At 59.9% G+C, this 16,080-nt stretch carries 14 protein-coding genes; 7 read left to right on the forward strand and 7 right to left on the reverse strand.

The features are described 5' to 3' along the window. Position 1: 1 nt before the first annotated feature. The 5 genes from BVH74_RS12310 to gloB all read right to left on the reverse strand — a co-directional run bounded on the left by BVH74_RS12310 (position 2) and on the right by gloB (position 7,339). The gene (locus tag BVH74_RS12310) at positions 2-1,075 is read right to left on the reverse strand and encodes a microcin C ABC transporter permease YejB (RefSeq protein WP_080050353.1); all 1,074 of its coding nucleotides are present in this window, start codon (positions 1,073-1,075) and stop codon (positions 2-4) included. A 2-nt stretch (positions 1,076-1,077) separates the two neighbouring features. Then, positions 1,078-2,913, reverse strand: a complete 1,836-nt coding sequence (locus BVH74_RS12315; RefSeq protein ID WP_080050354.1) for an extracellular solute-binding protein — start codon at positions 2,911-2,913, stop codon at positions 1,078-1,080. 17 nt (positions 2,914-2,930) lie between these two features. Beyond that, positions 2,931-4,766, reverse strand: a complete 1,836-nt coding sequence (locus tag BVH74_RS12320) for an extracellular solute-binding protein (protein ID WP_080050355.1) — start codon at positions 4,764-4,766, stop codon at positions 2,931-2,933. Between the two features lie 139 nt (positions 4,767-4,905). Further along, positions 4,906-6,441, reverse strand: a complete 1,536-nt coding sequence (locus tag BVH74_RS12325) for a lytic transglycosylase (protein WP_080050356.1) — start codon at positions 6,439-6,441, stop codon at positions 4,906-4,908. 118 nt (positions 6,442-6,559) lie between these two features. Then, positions 6,560-7,339: a hydroxyacylglutathione hydrolase gene (gene gloB, locus BVH74_RS12330; protein ID WP_080050357.1), complete on the reverse strand. Its 780-nt coding sequence runs from the start codon at positions 7,337-7,339 to the stop codon at positions 6,560-6,562. A 78-nt stretch (positions 7,340-7,417) separates the two neighbouring features. Here gloB and BVH74_RS12335 point away from each other — a divergent pair, with 78 nt between their 5' ends. From BVH74_RS12335 to dnaQ, 3 genes are read left to right on the forward strand one after another with little or no spacing between them, the layout of a single operon-like run. Then, positions 7,418-8,191, forward strand: coding sequence for a class I SAM-dependent methyltransferase (locus BVH74_RS12335; protein ID WP_080050358.1), 774 nt, complete (start codon positions 7,418-7,420; stop codon positions 8,189-8,191). Then, positions 8,188-8,649 carry a ribonuclease HI gene (rnhA, locus tag BVH74_RS12340; RefSeq protein ID WP_080050359.1) on the forward strand — a complete coding sequence of 154 codons (462 nt, stop codon included), beginning with the start codon at positions 8,188-8,190 and terminating at the stop codon, positions 8,647-8,649. The genes BVH74_RS12335 and rnhA overlap by 4 nt, the downstream gene beginning before the upstream one ends. Continuing rightward, entirely contained in the window at positions 8,642-9,367 is a 726-nt protein-coding gene (gene dnaQ / locus BVH74_RS12345; protein ID WP_080050360.1) for a DNA polymerase III subunit epsilon, read from the forward strand. Before rnhA ends, dnaQ begins: the two co-directional genes overlap by 8 nt. A gap of 3 nt (positions 9,368-9,370) precedes the next feature. On the opposite strand, the gene nhaB is transcribed toward dnaQ, so the two are convergent. After that, positions 9,371-10,864, reverse strand: a complete 1,494-nt coding sequence (gene nhaB / locus BVH74_RS12350) for a sodium/proton antiporter NhaB (protein WP_080050361.1) — start codon at positions 10,862-10,864, stop codon at positions 9,371-9,373. A 350-nt stretch (positions 10,865-11,214) separates the two neighbouring features. Between nhaB and BVH74_RS12355 the strand changes: the two genes are divergently transcribed. The 4 genes from BVH74_RS12355 to BVH74_RS12370 are packed head-to-tail and all read left to right on the forward strand — an operon-like array spanning position 11,215 to position 15,228. Continuing rightward, entirely contained in the window at positions 11,215-12,027 is an 813-nt protein-coding gene (locus BVH74_RS12355) for a crotonase/enoyl-CoA hydratase family protein (RefSeq protein ID WP_080050362.1), read from the forward strand. A gap of 40 nt (positions 12,028-12,067) precedes the next feature. Continuing rightward, complete coding sequence (locus tag BVH74_RS12360; protein ID WP_080050363.1) at positions 12,068-13,717, forward strand: FimL-related protein; 1,650 nt, start codon at positions 12,068-12,070, stop codon at positions 13,715-13,717. A gap of 5 nt (positions 13,718-13,722) precedes the next feature. After that, the gene (gene nudC, locus BVH74_RS12365) at positions 13,723-14,562 is read left to right on the forward strand and encodes an NAD(+) diphosphatase (RefSeq protein ID WP_080050364.1); all 840 of its coding nucleotides are present in this window, start codon (positions 13,723-13,725) and stop codon (positions 14,560-14,562) included. A 15-nt stretch (positions 14,563-14,577) separates the two neighbouring features. Further along, positions 14,578-15,228 carry a hypothetical protein gene (locus tag BVH74_RS12370; protein WP_080050365.1) on the forward strand — a complete coding sequence of 217 codons (651 nt, stop codon included), beginning with the start codon at positions 14,578-14,580 and terminating at the stop codon, positions 15,226-15,228. 69 nt (positions 15,229-15,297) lie between these two features. Here the strand turns inward: BVH74_RS12370 and BVH74_RS12375 are convergent, their stop codons facing one another. Continuing rightward, positions 15,298-16,065 carry an SDR family oxidoreductase gene (locus BVH74_RS12375; RefSeq protein WP_080050366.1) on the reverse strand — a complete coding sequence of 256 codons (768 nt, stop codon included), beginning with the start codon at positions 16,063-16,065 and terminating at the stop codon, positions 15,298-15,300. Positions 16,066-16,080: the final 15 nt, after the last annotated feature.

Here is a 16,080-nt window from a genome sequence, read left to right on the forward strand (position 1 = left end):
CTCAACCCTCCCGGCTTTCAAAGTCGATGCGCGGATCGACCAGGGTATAGGTGATATCACCGATCAGCTTCACCACCAGCCCGAGCAGGGTGAAGATATACAGGGTGCCGAACATCACCGGATAGTCGCGGTTGATTGCTGCCTCAAAACCCAGCAGACCAAGCCCGTCGAGCGAGAATATTACCTCGATCAGCAGCGCGCCGGTGAAGAAGACGCTGATCAGCGCGGCGGGAAAGCCAGCGATGATCAACAGCATGGCGTTGCGAAACACATGGCCGTAGAGTACGCGCGAAGCTGACAGGCCCTTGGCCCTGGCGGTGATCACATATTGCTTGCCGATCTCGTCGAGGAAGCAGTTCTTGGTCAACATGGTCAGGGTGGCGAAGCTGCCGATGACCATGGCTGTGATCGGTAGCACCATGTGCCAGGCGTAGTCCTTGACCTTGCCCCAGGTGCTCAGCTCTTCCCAGTTGCTGGAGGTCAGGCCGCGAAGCGGGAACCAGTCGAAATAGCTGCCACCAGCAAACAGCACGATCAGCAGGATGGCCAGCAGGAAGCCGGGAATGGCGTACCCAACAATTATCAGCGAACTGGTCCAGACATCGAAGGTAGAGCCATGCTTGACCGCCTTGCGCACGCCCAGCGGAATTGAAATCAGATAGGTGATCAGGGTGGTCCATAGCCCGAGGGAAATTGACACCGGCATTTTCTCGATAATCAGGTCGACCACGCTGTCGTCACGGAAAAAGCTGTCGCCGAAGTCGAAGGTCAGGTAGCCCTTGATCATCAGCCAGAAGCGCTCATTGGCCGGTTTGTCAAAGCCATACATACGCTCGATTTCGGCAATGATGTCTGGGTCCAGGCCCTGAGCGCCACGATAGCTGCTGCCACTGGCAACCTCGCCATGGATGCTGCCGGAAATCCGGCTGGTTGCCCCTTCAAAACCTTCGAGCTGGGCGATCATCTGTTCGACCGGCCCGCCGGGAGCGGCCTGGATGATCAGGAAGTTGATCAGCAGGATGCCGAACAGGGTCGGGATGATCAGTAATAGGCGGCGAATGATGTAGGCCAGCATGCTCAGTCGTCCTGGGTTTCGATGATAAGCGGGCGACTGCGCAGCGCGGCCGCCTTGGCCGGGTCTTCCCACCAGGTGAACAGCCCCAGGTCATACTTGGGCGGCAGCGCTGGGTGGGCAAAGCGGTTCCAGTAGGCAACCCGGTAGACGGTGGTGTGGAAGTTCGGCACCAGGATGTGCTTGGCCCGCAGTACCCGGTCCAGGGCCCGGGTATGGGTGATCAGCGACTCCCGTGAGTCGGCCTGGATCAGGCCGTCGACCAGAGCGTCCACCGCCGGGTGGCGCAAACCCATCAGGTTACGGCTGCCAGGGTTGTCGGCGCTCGCTGAGTGCCAGTATTCGCGCTGCTCATTGCCTGGTGAGTTGGACTGGCCGAAGCTGGTGACTACCATATCGAAGTCGCGTGAGCGCAGGCGGTTGATGTACTGCGAGGTGTCTACCCGACGCAGGGTCAGCTCGATGCCGAGTGACGCCAGATTGCGCTTGTAGGGTAGCAGCACCCGCTCGAAGTCGGCCTGAACGATCAGAAACTCGAAGCGCAGTGGCTCGCCGTCCTCATTGACCAGAAGGTCGTTCTCGATCCGCCAGCCGGCTTCCTGCAATAGGGCGTAAGCCTCACGCATCTGCTCGCGGATCACGCCGCTGCCATCAGTGCGGGGCGGGCTCCAGGCCGGACCGAATACGCTGTCCGGCAACTGCTCGCGCCAGGGTTCCAGCAGTGCCAGTTCAGCTTCATCAGGCAGGCCGTTGGCGCCCAGCTCGGAGTTGCCGAAATAGCTGTTGCTGCGCTCATAGGCATTATGGAACAGCCGGCCATTGGCCCACTCGAAGTCGAACAGCAGGGTGATGGCCTTGCGGACCCGGCGGTCCTGGAAGTAGGGCCGGCGCATGTTGAAGACGAATCCTTGCATGCCCTGGGTGTTGAGATTGGGGATCTCCTCCTGGATGATCCGACCGTCACGCAGGGCCGGGCTGGCGTAGCCGCCGGCCCAGTTGCGGGCACTGTATTCCTGGTTGAAGTCGAACTGGCCAGCCTTGAAGGCCTCCAGGGCTACCCCTAGATCGCGGTAATAGTCCACCACGACCCGGTCGAAGTTATAAAAGCCACGGTTGACCGGCAGGTCGGCGCCCCAGTAGTCCTCGACCCGGCTGAAGCTGATGCTGCGCCCGGCGTTGACCTGGGCAATCCGGTAGGGACCGCTGCCCAGCGGCGGTTCCAGGGTGGTGCGAGCGAAATCGCGCTCAGCCCAATAATGTGCCGGCAGTACCGGCAATTGGCCCAGTACCAGTGGCAATTCACGGTTGCGGCCATGGTGGAAGTGGAAGGTCACGGTACGCTCGTCATTGGCCACCACTTCCTTCACGTCGGCGTAATAGGCCCGATAGAAGGGCGCGCCTTTTTCCACCAGGGTGTTGAAGGTGAACACCACATCGTTGGCGGTGACCGGTTGTCCATCATGAAAACGCGCCTGGGGCCTCAGGTAAAAACGAACCCAGGTATTGTCTTCGGGGTGCTCGATGCGTTCGGCCAGCAACCCGTATTCGGTGAACGGCTCGTCCAGCGAGTGGAAGGTCAGGGTGTCGTAGATCAGGCCCAATCGGTCAGCGCTGTTGCCGCGGCTGATGAAACCGTTGAGTGAGTCGAAGCTGCCAAAGCCGGACAGGCGCAGGGTACCGCCCTTGGGTGCCTCCGGATTGACGTATTCGAAATGGCTGAAGTCCGCCGGATACTTTGGCGGCTCGCCGTACAGGGTCAGGGCGTGGCTACCGGCTGCACTGGCCAGTGGGGCCAGCGCGAGCATCAGGAAACCGGTGAACATTTTCAACGTGGCGCGCATCGAGTGACCTTGTTTTTCTAATCCGCTTCCATGTCTATCCACCAGCTCCGGATGGCCAGCGAATAGGGTGGTGTCTCCGGGCTCTTGAGCCAGCGACGGTGAGCAATGCGGTGGTAGTTTATATACCAGTTTGGAATTGTGTAGTGCTGCCATAGTAACACCCTGTCCAGAGCCCGGGCAGCGCCAATCTGTTCTTCTCGGGTCGTGGCGGCCAGCAGGTGTTCAAGCAGATCGTCAACCACCGGATGGCTGACTCCGGCATAGTTGCGGCTGCCCTTGACGTCACGCTGACTGGAGTGGAAGTAGCCATGCTGTTCGAGCCCGGGCGACAGGCTCTGCGGCAAGGTGGCCAGGATCATATCGTAATCGAACTGGTCGAGCCGGGCCTTGTATTGGGCCCGGTCCACGGTGCGCACGCGCAACTCGATCCCTAGACGTGACAGGTTGGCCCGGTAGGGCTGGAGGATGCGCTCAAGACTGGGGTTGACCAGCAGGACCTCGAACACCAGCGGCTGATTGTTTTTATTGACCAGGCGACCCTGGCGCAAGGTCCAGCCGGCCTCTGCAAACAACTCCACCACTTGGCGCAAATGCTCGCGGGGGATGCCGCGACCATCGGTGACCGGTAGCCTGAAGGGCTCCAGAAACAGTGCCGAAGGCAGTGCTTCGCGATGTGGGGACAGGTACAGAAACTCCTGTCCGACCGGAATGTCGCTAGCGCTGAAAGGGCTGTTGGGATAGTAACTGAGTGAGCGCTGATACGCGTCGTAGAACAACACCCGATTGGACCACTCGAAATCGAACATCATGCCCAGTGCCTGGCGCACCTGTCGTTGATCGAAGGGCGCGCGGCGGGTATTGAAGAATAGGGCCTGGGTGGCGCTGGGAATCTGGTGTGGCACCGCCCGTTTGCGCACCTGACCGTTGCGCACCGCCGGGAAGTCGTAGGCGTTTTCCCAGTTGCTGGCCTTGTGGTCGAAATAGAAGTCGAACAGCCCGGCCTTGAAGGCCTCGAAGGCGACGTTGTTATCGCGGTAGAACTCAACCTCCAGGCGATCGACGTTGTACTTACCGCGGTTGATCGGCAAATCGCGCCCCCAGTAGTTCTTCACCCGCTCGAACACCAGCCGGCGCCCGGGGCGAACGTCGGTGATCCGGTAGGGTCCGCTGTTGAGCCCGGGTTCGAAGGTGGTGTCAGCAAAGTTGCGGTCGCGCCAGTAGTGCTCCGGCAGCACAGGCAGTTCGCTCAGGCGCAGGATCAGCAGCGGGTTGTCGCTGCGGCCAAAAACGAAGCGGATGCGGTGCTGACCGAGGATGTCGACGCGCTCGACCTCCTGCAGCATCGAGCGGTAATTGGGGTGCCCCTGCTCGCTGAGCAAGCGCCAGGAAAACTCCACATCCCGTGCTGTGATCGGCTGGCCATCGTGGAAGCGGGCCTCGGGGCGCAGGTTGAATACCACCCAGCTACGGTCGTCACTGAATTCCAGGGTTTCGGCGATCAGCCCATAGGCCGAATAGGGTTCATCCCCGGAAGGGTCGTAAACGCCGGTGCCGACCATCAGTGGCTCATTCAGCTCGGTAATGCCGTAGTGCTGGAAGTTGCCGGTGTTGACTGGGCTGGTGCCTTTGAGCGTGTAGGGATTGAGGGTGTCGAAGGTGCCATTGCCCATCACTCGCAGGGTGCCACCCTTGGGTGCATCAGGGTTGACATAGTCCAGATGCTGAAAGTCACTGGTGTAGTGCGGCAGGCCGTACAGGGCATAGCCGTGTTGCTTGTAGACGGCAGCGCTGGCCTGCAGGCTCAGGGCCAGCAACAGCAGTGTTGTCAGTGTCGAGAATAGCCTTGCTGTCATGGACTGCCGCGTCTAAAGGTTCAAGCGCAACGCTACCATTCCTCCTGCATTGGTGAAAGCTCTCAAGCAATCAAGGAATGACGTCATGTGACAGACCATGATGCCCCGGGGACGTTCCCGGGGCTGGTGGCGGGAAGTTTCAGGGCACGAACAGGGTCAGTTGCTGGCCAGGCTGGATGTGCCGGCCAAGCTGGTTCCAGTCGCGGATATTCTGGATCTCGACCTTGAACTGGCGAGCGATGCTGTAGAGCGAGTCGCCACTTTTGACCGTATAAGTCATGCTGCGGTTCTGGCTGGCACTGGCCGCAGCTGGCAGGCGCAGCGTCTGGCCTGCCCTCAATGCCGGGCTTTCGAGTCCGTTGTGCTGCTTGATTTGGCTCACACTCAGGCCATGGTTACGGGCAATGGCCCAGAGGTTGTCGCCGGGCTGGACCTGATAGCGCAGCTCCTGGGGTGTGGTAGCGGCAATTGCGGCGACGCTCTGGGGCGCGGGCTCGCTATCACCCAGGCGAGGCAGCATCAGGGTCTGACCAACACGGATCAGGTTGCCATTGATGCTGTTTACTTCGCGTAGAGCACCTACGCTGACTTGGTAGCGACGGGCAATCTGCGACAGGGTATCGCCACTGCGGACCTGATAGCGCTGGTAGTTAACCCGTTGATCCTCGGGCAGGGCTGCCAGCGCGGCGCTGAACTGTTCGGCGCGATCAACCGGAACCAGCATTTGGTAGGTGCCCTGCGGTGCGGTGATACGTTGCTTGAAGGCCGGGTTCAGGCGCAGCAATTCGTCGGTGCTGATATCGGCCAGTTCGGCAGCCTTGCTCAGCTCCAGTTGGTGCTCGATGGTGATTTCGGCAAAGTAGGGTTCGTCCGGCAGTTCGGGTAGAGCTGCGCCATGTTGAGTCGGGCTGTCAATGATCTGTGCCAGGGCCAGCAGCTTGGGCACGTAGTTCATGGTCTCGCGCGGCAGTTGCAGATTCCAGTAATCGGTCGGCAGGTTCAGCGCCTGGTTGCGTTGAATAGCCCGGCCAACGCAGCCTTCTCCACAGTTGTAAGCAGCCAGAGCCAGTAGCCAGTCGCCATCGAAGCGCTCGTTGAGCTGGGTCAGGTAGTCCATGGCAGCCTGCGTCGAGGCAACCACGTCACGCCGGCCGTCGTACCACCAGTCCTGGCGCAGCGAGAACTGCTGACCGGTGGAGGGAATGAATTGCCAAAGACCAGCGGCATGAGCGCTGGAATAGGCCATCGGGTTGTAGGAGCTTTCAACGAACGGCAGCAGCGCCAGTTCCTGGGGCAGTTCACGGGCCTCCAGTTGCTCGACTACGTAATGCAGGTAACGTTGAGCTCGTTCGCCGCTGACTTCGAAATAACGGGTCTGGTTGAGAAAGGCCAGACGCTGCTGGTCAATGCGCGGGTTGTCGATCAGGGCCGGGTCAAGCAGGAAACCCTGGCGAATGCGTGACCACAGGGTATGGGGTTCTTCAGGGGCGGCCTGGCGGGCGCGGGGTTTGCTGCTGGCGCGAGGCGGGCTCGCGGGTTCGGCGGTTCTGCCGGGTTTGAGGCTAGGCTCATGTTGTTGAAGGCTGGGACTACTTTGGCAACCTGCCAGCACCGCCAGAATCAGTGCAAGGCAGGTTTTGCCATGTGAGATGAGTAACTTCTGATAAAAACGCATGAGCTGGCCCGGTCAAAATTTGACCGATTTTAGGGGGATACCCCACTCGCTGCAAGCCGCAACGCTGCGTCAAATCGCTACAGGGTTGAGAGCTGCCTCACAAATGAGGCAGTTGGTCTCAGAAGTTGTCCTTCCAGGCCCGGACTGCAGCCAGGGTTTCGGCGCCGGGCGCAAGGGTTTTGCCGCAATGGCGGCTAGCGGCGGCAGTGACCTCGGCAACCGAGCTGCGCATGAACGGATTGGTCAGTTTCTCCAGACCGATACTGCTGGGCAGGGTGATGCGACCGTCGCTGCGTAGCTCGTCGACCACTTCCAAGCGCACCTTGATATCGTCGTTGTCCGGTTCTACCGCCCGGGCAAAACGCAGGTTCGACTGAGTATATTCGTGGGCGCAATAGACCCGCGTTTGGTCCGGCAGAGCGGCAAGCTTCTGCAGTGAAGTCTGCATCTGCTCGGCGCTGCCTTCAAAGAGTCGCCCGCAACCGCCAGCAAACAGGGTGTCGCCACTCAGCAGCCAGGGATCGCCGTCGTTGGCGCAATAAAAGGCGATGTGGTCCAGGGTGTGTCCGGGTACGGCTATAACTTCAACCTCTTGACCGAACAGCGCGAACCGAGCACCTTCGGCCAGTGGCCGGTCAATACCCCTGATCGCCGGATTGTCTGGGCCATAGACTCGGCACTCGGTTGCTGCCTTGAGGGTGGCCAGGCCGCCGGTATGATCCGGGTGGTGGTGGGTGATCAGAATTCGGGTCAGGCTGTAGTCGGGGCGTCGGCCCAACCAGTTGATGACCGGCTTGGCGTCGCCAGGGTCGACAGCCGCGACCTGACGGCTGGCTTCGTCGACGATCAGCCAGATATAGTTGTCATTGAACGCTGGCAGGGCAATGATGTCAGGCATATTAAGGGCTACGCTATGTGTTCTGTTAAGGTTAATTCTAGGGGTTGTGCCTGACCAAGGCCACCCCGTGGAGGTTTCATGTCGACTCCGGATGCGTCCGGCTCCATCAGTCAGGCCGATCTGATCCGGCTGCTTGAGGTGGCCAGGGCCTGGCTGGATTCGCCGCCCGGGCAGATGCTGCTGGCCGCTGAACGGCAGGTCATGCGTGACACACTGCCGACATGTTTTGGTCAGCATCTGGTGCAGTATGGTTTGGCTCCTGGGCTGCTGGATGAAGAGCGTGTCGTGCTGCGCAATCACTGGCAGGTTGATCTGATAAACGGCAGTCAGGCGATTCCGGTCGAGGAGGGGCATTGGCCGTTTGCGCCGCAGTCGCTGGATGTTGTGGTGCTGCACCATGGGCTGGATTTCTGTCTGGCGCCGCGCACCTTGCTGCGTGAGGCCTGTCAGGCGGTCCGGGCTGGCGGGCACATGCTGATTTTCGGCTTCAACCCCTGGAGTGCTTGGGGGCTCAGTCATTTCGCCGGGCGTGACTGGTTCAGCGAGGCAGGTTTTGTCAGCCCGTCGCGCTTGATCGACTGGCTGGAACTGTTGGGTTTTGTGGTGGAGAAACGGGTGGATGGGTGTTATCGTCCGCCGCTCAGATCGCAGCGCTGGCTCGATCGCCTGCAACGGCTTGAACGGCTGAGCGGGCGCCATCGAATACCGGGCGGCGGCTTCTACTTTCTCGTTGCGCGACGCCAGATGTTGGGGGCTACCCCAAGCCGCGAGCGCAGCATGGCATTCCCGGCACTGAATCTGCCACCGCTGGTAGCTGGCAGCCGACGTGCGCAGAAACGGAACAGTCGATGACTCAGGCGATAGAAATCTTCACCGACGGAGCCTGCAAGGGCAATCCCGGTCCCGGTGGCTGGGGGGTATTGCTGCGTTGGGGCGAACATGAAAAGGCCCTATGCGGTGGCGAGCCCGATACCACCAACAACCGCATGGAGCTTATGGCGGCGATTCAGGGCCTGCAGGCGCTGAAAAAATCCTCGCAGGTCATTCTGACTACAGATTCCGAGTATGTAATGAAGGGCATCCGCGAGTGGATGCCCAACTGGAAAAAGCGCGGCTGGAAAACCTCCAGTCGCCAGCCGGTCAAGAATGCCGATCTGTGGCAGCAGCTTGACGAACTGGTGGCTCAGCATCAGGTTGAGTGGCGCTGGGTGCGCGGCCACAGCGGTCACCGGGAAAATGAAATAGCCGATGCCCTGGCCAATCAGGGTGTAGAACAGGTATTGAAAGCGCGAGGGCGTTCACATGCGTGAAGTGGTACTGGATACCGAAACCACGGGTATCGAGCCCAAGGAAGGTCACCGGATCATCGAAATCGGCTGTGTCGAACTGATCGGCCGGCGTTTAACCGGGCGTCATTACCATGTCTATATCAACCCTCAGCGCGAGGTTGATGAAGGCGCTATCGCGGTTCACGGTATTACCAACGAATTTCTGGTCGATAAGCCGCTGTTCGCCGACGTGGTCGAGGACTTCATGCGCTTTATCAGCGGTGCTCGGCTGGTTATTCATAACGCGGCGTTCGACGTCGGCTTTATCGACAGCGAGCTTGACCGTCTCAATGCTGGTCATGGTCGGGTAATCGATCATTGCAGCGTGCTCGATACCCTGGCCATGGCTCGGGAAAAGCATCCAGGCCAGCGCAACAGCTTGGATGCCTTGTGCAAACGCTACGGGGTCGACAACTCCCAGCGTGACCTGCACGGCGCCTTGCTGGATGCGGAAATTCTCGCCGATGTCTATCTGATCATGACTGGCGGCCAGACCGCCCTGAGCCTGGCCGGCAATGGCCAGGACTCGGGTGAAGGCGGTCAGCATGGCAGTGTGATCCGGCGTCTGAGTGAGCAGGATCGTGCCGGTTTGCGGGTGCTGCGTGCCAGCGAAGCCGAACTGGCAGCCCATGCCAAATGCCTGGCTGCCGTGGAAAAGTCAGCCGGCTTTACCCTGTGGCAGGGCAAGCCGAGCGAATAGGTTTTAAAGCCAGTTGCTGACGGCAAATAGCCCCACCCCACCCAACACCAGCGTATATGGCAGCGCCATCACCACCATACGGCCATAGGACAGGCGCACCAGCGGCGCAATGGCCGAGGTCAGCAGGAACAAGAACGCCGCCTGGCCGTTGGGGGTGGCAACGCTGGGCAGATTGGTACCGGTGTTGATGGCGATGGCCAGCAACTCGAACTGATCGCGAGTAATATTGCCTTCATCCAAGGCTTTCTTGATCTCGCTGATGTAGACCGTGGCAACGAACACGTTGTCACTGATCATCGACAACAAGCCGTTGGCCAGGAAAAACATGCTTGGCTGAGACTCCGGTGGCAGGGCCAGTACGGCTTCAATGATCGGGCTGAACAGGTGCTGCTCATGGATCACCGCAACGATGGCGAAGAACACCACCAGCAGTGACGTGAAGGGCAGGGCCTCCTGAAACGCCTTGCCGATCTGGTGCTCGTCGATCACCCCGTTGAATGAGGTGATCAGGATGATAACCATCAGACCAATGAATCCGACCTCTGCTACATGCAGCGCCAAGCCCAGAACCAGCAGCACGGCGACGATGGCCTGCACCGTCAGCGCTGCCTTCTGGCCTCCCTTGCGCTTTGCCTGCTCTGCCTGGGAAAACTCTTCCAGCACCCGGCGTACCGAACGTGGCAGCTTGGCCCCGTAGCCGAACCAGCCGGTTTTCTCCAGCAGCAGGCAGGTTGTCAGACCCGCAGCCAATACCGGCATGCTTACCGGTGCCATCAGTGTGAAGAATTCGATGAAATCCCAGTCGGCGACTCGGGCGATCAGCAGGTTCTGTGGCTCGCCGACCAGGGTGCAGACCCCGCCCAGTGCGGTCCCGACTGCGCCGTGCATGAGAAGGCTGCGTAGAAACGCACGGAATTCTTCCAGGTGCTCACGGTGCAAACCTTCTTCACCTTCCGGGTCACTGGCCGGGTCGGTACTGCCGGCGGAGGCAACCTTGTGATAGACCCCGTAAAAGCCTACCGCCACACTGATGATCACCGCAGTTACGGTCAGGGCGTCGAGAAATGCAGAAAGTACTGCAGCTACAAAACAAAAAAGTAGCCCCATCAGTGACTTGGAGCGTATTCCCAGAATCAGCTTGGTAAAGGTTACCAGTAGCAGATCCTTCATAAAGTAAATCCCGGCAACCATGAACATCAGCAGCAGGATCACCGGCAGGTTGCCCATCACCTCCTGATACAGGGCGTCGGCACTGGTCATGCCAATGGCCAGCGCCTCGATTGCCAGCAAACCACCGGGTAGCAGGGGGTAGCACTTGAGCGCCATGGCCAGGGTGAAGATGAACTCGAGCACCAGTATCCAGCCGGTCAGGTAAGGCCCGATCAGCCAGAACAGCAGAGGGTTGAGAATAAGGAAGGCGACTATGGTGCGCTTATACCAGCCTGGGGCTTGGCCCAGAAAATTGCCAGCTAGCGCGGGCAGCAGAGCTTGTGACATGGGAAGGTCCTTCAAAGGTTTGGAAGAAAACTCTGAATGACGCCTCGTACCGGGCTGCGGCCGGTACGAGGCATCATTCAGGGATCGCCTCTGAGAACCTTTGAACGGGATGTGCGACGGTAGAACCTGCGCACGGCGTGCCATCATACTCCTGCCAGTTATCGGGCGCTGTAGCGAATGCGACAGCAATAGTTGTCAATGAGCCGGAAGTCGCTCACAGAATTGCTGTTGGCTGCATTCAGGAGGTATGCCGATACAGAGCAGGCTTGTTATAGTCACGCCTTTGTCACGGCCGTTATTGCAGCAGCTGGCACCAGCGCCGGCAATGCCACCTAAGGAGTAGTTGAGCCATGCCCGAGTATCAGACCCTACTGGTAGAGCAGCACGACAAGGTTGCCCATGTGCTGATCAACCGGCCGGAAAAGGTCAATGCCATGAATGCGGCGTTCTGGGACGAGATCGTGCAAGTGTTTGGCTGGGTCGACCAGACCGACAGCGTGCGCGTGGTAGTGATTTCCGGGGCTGGCAAACACTTTTCCGCAGGTATCGACCTGGCGATGCTGGCCCAGGCCGCCGCTGGCATGACTACTGACATCGGCCGCAATGCCGAGCGAATTCGCCGTAACATCCTGCGTCTGCAAGCGTCCTTCAACGCCATTGATCAGTGCCGTAAACCGGTCATTGCCGCGGTGCATGGCTATTGCCTGGGTGGCGCAATCGATCTGATTTCCGCCTGCGATATGCGTTACAGCACCCCCGATGCCCAGTTCTCGATCAAGGAAATCGACATGGGCATGGCCGCCGATGTTGGCACCCTCCAGCGATTGCCGCACCTGATCGGCGATGGCATGATGCGTGAGTTGGCCTACACCGGGCGCATGGTCGATGGCCATGAAGCAGCCCGGATCGGGCTGGTCAACCGGACCTGGGATAGCCACGCCGAACTGCTTGAGGGGGTGTTGGCGCTGGCCGCGGAGATCGCCTCGAAATCACCCCTGGCGATCCGTGGGACCAAGGAAATGATTCGCTACAGCCGCGATCACAGTGTCGAGGATGGACTGAACTATATCGCTAGCTGGAATGCAGCCATGCTGCAATCCGAAGATCTCAAGTTGGCCATGACGGCGCACATGAGCAAAAAGTCGGCCGACTTTGCTGATTGATTCAGGCCTTTGACTGCAGGGATGGTGGGGAGATAACACGATGCTAACCGGTGCCACATCACTTGATCTTGTCAGGGATGAACTGTTCGCCACGATTGGCGATGTCGAAGATGTACTGCAGCAATTCCTTGAAGATCGGCGCAATGGCAGCTTGCTGCAGCGAGCGATCGAAGGCATGCAGCAGGTTCGGGGTACGCTATCGCTGATCGAATTGCGAGGCGGCTCGTTACTGGTGGCGGAAATGGTCGCGCTGGCCACCGATATACCCGTACACGATGGTGAGGGTCGCAACGAACCGCTGACCGCACTGTGTGACAGCTTGTTCCTGCTGGGCCGCTATCTGCATCTGAGTCGTCAACAGGGTACTGAGCGGCCTGAGCTGCTGCTGCCGGCCATCAACCGGCTGCGCGCTTTGCAGGCTGGCCAAGCCCCGTTGCCTGACAGCTACTTCTACCAATTGCCCGTCGACCTGCCGCTGACCGCTGCCGGCAGTTCGACCGCGTTGGGTGCCAAGACCTTTGCCCGGTTACGGCAAATGTATCAGGTCGGTCTGCTTGGCCTGCTGCGCGATGACAGCCTGGCCACCGCCGCACCGCTGATGCAGCGTGCCTTGCAGCGCTGGGAAACCAGCCTGAATCAGGCTGGAGCATCACTGTGCCAGGCTGCTTCGGCCGCGCTCGAAGGGATTGAGCAGACGCCGTTGACACTGACCACCGAGCGTAAGCGGCTATTCGCCCGTCTCGACCGGGAAGTCCGGCGTCTGGGCAACGCTATTGACGCGCCGGCTACGGCCTCGCCGTTATTACCCGAGTTTCTTTATCTGGTAGCTCTCTCTGCTGACACCAGCAGCCGCTGCCAGAGCCTGCGTCAGGCTCTGAACCTGCCGGCTCCGGGCTTTACCGATGCCGAACTGGAGCAAGGTCGGCAGCGTCTGAATGGCCCCGGCGCAGACGTCATGCGCTCGGTTGCCGAAGCGCTGCACGAGGAAGTCACCGGCATCAAGGACCTGCTCGACCTGCTGGCGCGTAATGCCGGTGACGCCGAGCAGTCCCTGGAAAGCCTCAAGGCCGGGCTCGAGCGGCTGTGGAAAACGCTCAGCATGCTTGATCTGGCCGAGGTCTCTGACGGCATTCGTCAGGCGGTAAGCCAGCTTGAAGGCTGGCAGCCAGGCAAAACCCAGGTGCTGGAGCAGGTGGCTGATGCCGTGTTGCAGGCCGAAACCGCCGTCAACCGACTCGATAATCCGAGCGAGGCTGGTTTGTTGGGCGGGCAGGGCGGCTTGCCTGAGCCGGTCGAACTGAAAGAAGCACGGATTGTACTGATCGAAGAGTCACAGGCCGGGCTAGCATTGGCCAAGCGGGCGATCACGGCCTATACCGAATCCAGCAATGACGCGATGCACCTGCTTAATGTACCCAGCACCCTGGATACCGTCCGTGGTGGGTTGGTATTTCTGGGCATGAGCAGAGCGGCCAAGGTCATTCACCTGGCTTCACGATTCATCAAGGAAAGCATGCTAGAGCGTCAACAGGTGCCTCAGGCATCGCAGCTGGAAATACTGGCTGACGCCCTGACCAGCATTGAGTTCTATCTGGAATCGGCCGAACGCTCGAGTGTAACCACCAGCGATGTGCTGGCGCTGGCCGAGGACAGCCTGGCTGAACTGGGCTACAAGATTTCCGAGGTCTGATCCTGATGCATTCGCCCTTCGGTCGTTTTGTTCCTGCCAATGACCCAAGTCAGAGTCCTGATGATGGATGGGTAGTGGTCTATTATCAGGAACGCTTTGCCTTGTACGAAGGGCGCTTTCTGGTTGATATTGACACGGCCCGATTCCTTGGCCGGACAGAACAGCGCCTGCTGCTCGGATACCTGGACGGCAAACCGTGCCAGTTGTTTCGGTTGGCCGAGCCCTGTGATTTGCCCGGTATCAGCTGGCACGGGCTGCGAGCACTGATTGGCCAGGTTGATGATCAGACCTTCCGTTTGCTTGGGCTGGCCCAGCAACTGGATGCCTGGGCCGAAACCCACCGATTCTGTGGCCGCTGTGGCACCGCCATGTTGCCGCGCCCGGCTGAACGGGCCATGGAGTGCCCAGGCTGCGGCTTGCGCCAATACCCCAAACTCTCGCCTTGCATTATCGTTCTGGTAACCCGCGGCGATGAAATTCTCCTGGCCCGTGCCCCGCATTTTCGTCCCGGATTTTTCAGTACGCTGGCCGGTTTTATCGAGCCGGGTGAGTCAGCTGAAGAGTGCCTGCATCGAGAAGTGATGGAGGAGGTCGGCCTGGAGGTTGAGCAATTGGAATATTTGGGTAGTCAGAACTGGCCGTTCCCCAATTCCCTGATGTTGGGCTTTCACGCCCGTTATGTCGGTGGCGAGATCCGCCCACAACCCGAAGAGATTGAAGAGGCCCAGTGGTGGCCGCTGGACCAGCTCCCGGGCATCCCGCCCCAGGGTACTATCTCGCGCTGGTTGATCGACTGTTACCTGGCCCGCCGCAGCGGTCGTCAGGACCCACCCATGCCAGCCTGATTCCAAGGAGAACAGATGCAATACCTGGGTTTAGCCGTGCTGGTGGGTGTAGTTGCACTTCTGATGCTATTGATTGTGTTGCGTTTGGGCTGGCGTCCGGGCTGGTGGCTGGCCTGGCTAAAGGGCAATCTGCTGGTATTGGGGTTGGCTGCTAGCCTGGCAATCGGTCTGGCAGCCTGGGATCTGCATTATTACCGTCCGCTGGAAGGCGATGGTACGGTCGCGACTCTGGAACTGCGCCAGCTTGGACCGCAACGTTACGAGGTGCTGGTCAATGAAGCAGGTAAAACCCGCCGCCTGACTTTGGATGGCGACCAGTGGGAACTGGATGCTCAGGTATTGCGCTGGGCTGGGCTGCCCCATGTACTGGGGTTGCAGGACGGCTATCGGCTGCACCGCCTGCGCGGCCGTTACCTGGCGCTGGAACAACAGCGTCAGCAGGACGCCCAACTCAACAGCCAATTGCATGCCACCCCCACCTGGCGTGACCTGTGGCAATGGCTGGATCAGCTCAATGCCGACCTATGGCTGCGCGCCGACGCCTTCACCGTGCGCTTCATGCCCCTGGCCGATGGCGCCCGCTTTGCCATCGAGTCTGGAGTGACCGGGCTGACTCCGGTACCGCTTAATCCAGCTGCGGTTGAGGCTTTACAGCGGTTTGAGTGAAATGGGAGTGCAGTTGTAGGGGCATAAAAAACCGGCGCTGGGCGCCGGTTTTTTGTTGCTAGGCTTGCCTCAGGCGAGCATGCCGCCGTCGACGTTGATAGCAGTGCCGGTGGTGTAGCTGGAAGCGTCGCTGACCAGATACAGGACGGTGCCGGCCATTTCACTGGGATCGGCGGCGCGGCGCAGGGGGATGCGCTGCAGGGCATTCTTGAGGATACTGTCGTTGCTGGTCAGGGCTGAGGCGAACTTGGTGTCGGTCAGGCCGGGCAGCAGGGCGTTGCAGCGGATGCCGAACTGGGCGCATTCCTTGGCGAACACCTTGGTCATGTTGATCACGGCGGCCTTGGTGATCGAGTAGATGCCTTGCAGGTCGCCCGGTACTACGCCGTTGACCGAGGCGACGTTGAGGATGGCACCGCCGCCGTTTTCGCGCATCAGTTTGCCGGCTTCGACCGACATGAAGAAATAGCCGCGGATGTTGACGTCTACGGTCTTTTGGAAGGCGCCCAGGTCAGTATCCAGCACGTTGCCGAAGTAGGGGTTGGCAGCGGCGTTATTGACCAGGATGTCGAGTTTGCCGAACTGTTCGCGGATGGCGCCGATGGTCTGGCTGATCTGGTCCATGTCGCCGATGTGGCAGGCCATGGCTACGGCTTTGCCACCAGCAGCGTTGATGGCGTCGGCCACTTGCTGGCAATCGTCGATCTTGCGGCTGGAGATGATGACCTGGGCACCCTGTTGGGCCAGCAGTTTGGCGATCGCCTCACCAATACCACGACTGGCGCCAGTGACCAGCGCGACCTTGCCGTCGAGGTCAAACAGTTGAGTCTTTTGCATGATTGTTGTCCTTTG

Origin of the sequence: Halopseudomonas phragmitis (assembly GCF_002056295.1) — a bacterium.
Taxonomy (GTDB): domain Bacteria; phylum Pseudomonadota; class Gammaproteobacteria; order Pseudomonadales; family Pseudomonadaceae; genus Halopseudomonas; species Halopseudomonas phragmitis.

Excerpts from the sequence above, each read along its gene's own strand:
- BVH74_RS12310 (WP_080050353.1), bottom strand. The coding sequence starts at position 1,075 with ATGCTGGCCTACATCATTCGCCGCCTATTACTGATCATCCCGACCCTG.
- BVH74_RS12315 (WP_080050354.1), bottom strand. The coding sequence starts at position 2,913 with ATGCGCGCCACGTTGAAAATGTTCACCGGTTTCCTGATGCTCGCGCTG.
- BVH74_RS12320 (WP_080050355.1), bottom strand. The coding sequence starts at position 4,766 with ATGACAGCAAGGCTATTCTCGACACTGACAACACTGCTGTTGCTGGCC.
- BVH74_RS12325 (WP_080050356.1), bottom strand. The coding sequence starts at position 6,441 with ATGCGTTTTTATCAGAAGTTACTCATCTCACATGGCAAAACCTGCCTT.
- gloB (WP_080050357.1), bottom strand. The coding sequence starts at position 7,339 with ATGCCTGACATCATTGCCCTGCCAGCGTTCAATGACAACTATATCTGG.
- BVH74_RS12335 (WP_080050358.1), top strand. The coding sequence starts at position 7,418 with ATGTCGACTCCGGATGCGTCCGGCTCCATCAGTCAGGCCGATCTGATC.
- rnhA (WP_080050359.1), top strand. The coding sequence starts at position 8,188 with ATGACTCAGGCGATAGAAATCTTCACCGACGGAGCCTGCAAGGGCAAT.
- dnaQ (WP_080050360.1), top strand. The coding sequence starts at position 8,642 with ATGCGTGAAGTGGTACTGGATACCGAAACCACGGGTATCGAGCCCAAG.
- nhaB (WP_080050361.1), bottom strand. The coding sequence starts at position 10,864 with ATGTCACAAGCTCTGCTGCCCGCGCTAGCTGGCAATTTTCTGGGCCAA.
- BVH74_RS12355 (WP_080050362.1), top strand. The coding sequence starts at position 11,215 with ATGCCCGAGTATCAGACCCTACTGGTAGAGCAGCACGACAAGGTTGCC.
- BVH74_RS12360 (WP_080050363.1), top strand. The coding sequence starts at position 12,068 with ATGCTAACCGGTGCCACATCACTTGATCTTGTCAGGGATGAACTGTTC.
- nudC (WP_080050364.1), top strand. The coding sequence starts at position 13,723 with ATGCATTCGCCCTTCGGTCGTTTTGTTCCTGCCAATGACCCAAGTCAG.
- BVH74_RS12370 (WP_080050365.1), top strand. The coding sequence starts at position 14,578 with ATGCAATACCTGGGTTTAGCCGTGCTGGTGGGTGTAGTTGCACTTCTG.
- BVH74_RS12375 (WP_080050366.1), bottom strand. The coding sequence starts at position 16,065 with ATGCAAAAGACTCAACTGTTTGACCTCGACGGCAAGGTCGCGCTGGTC.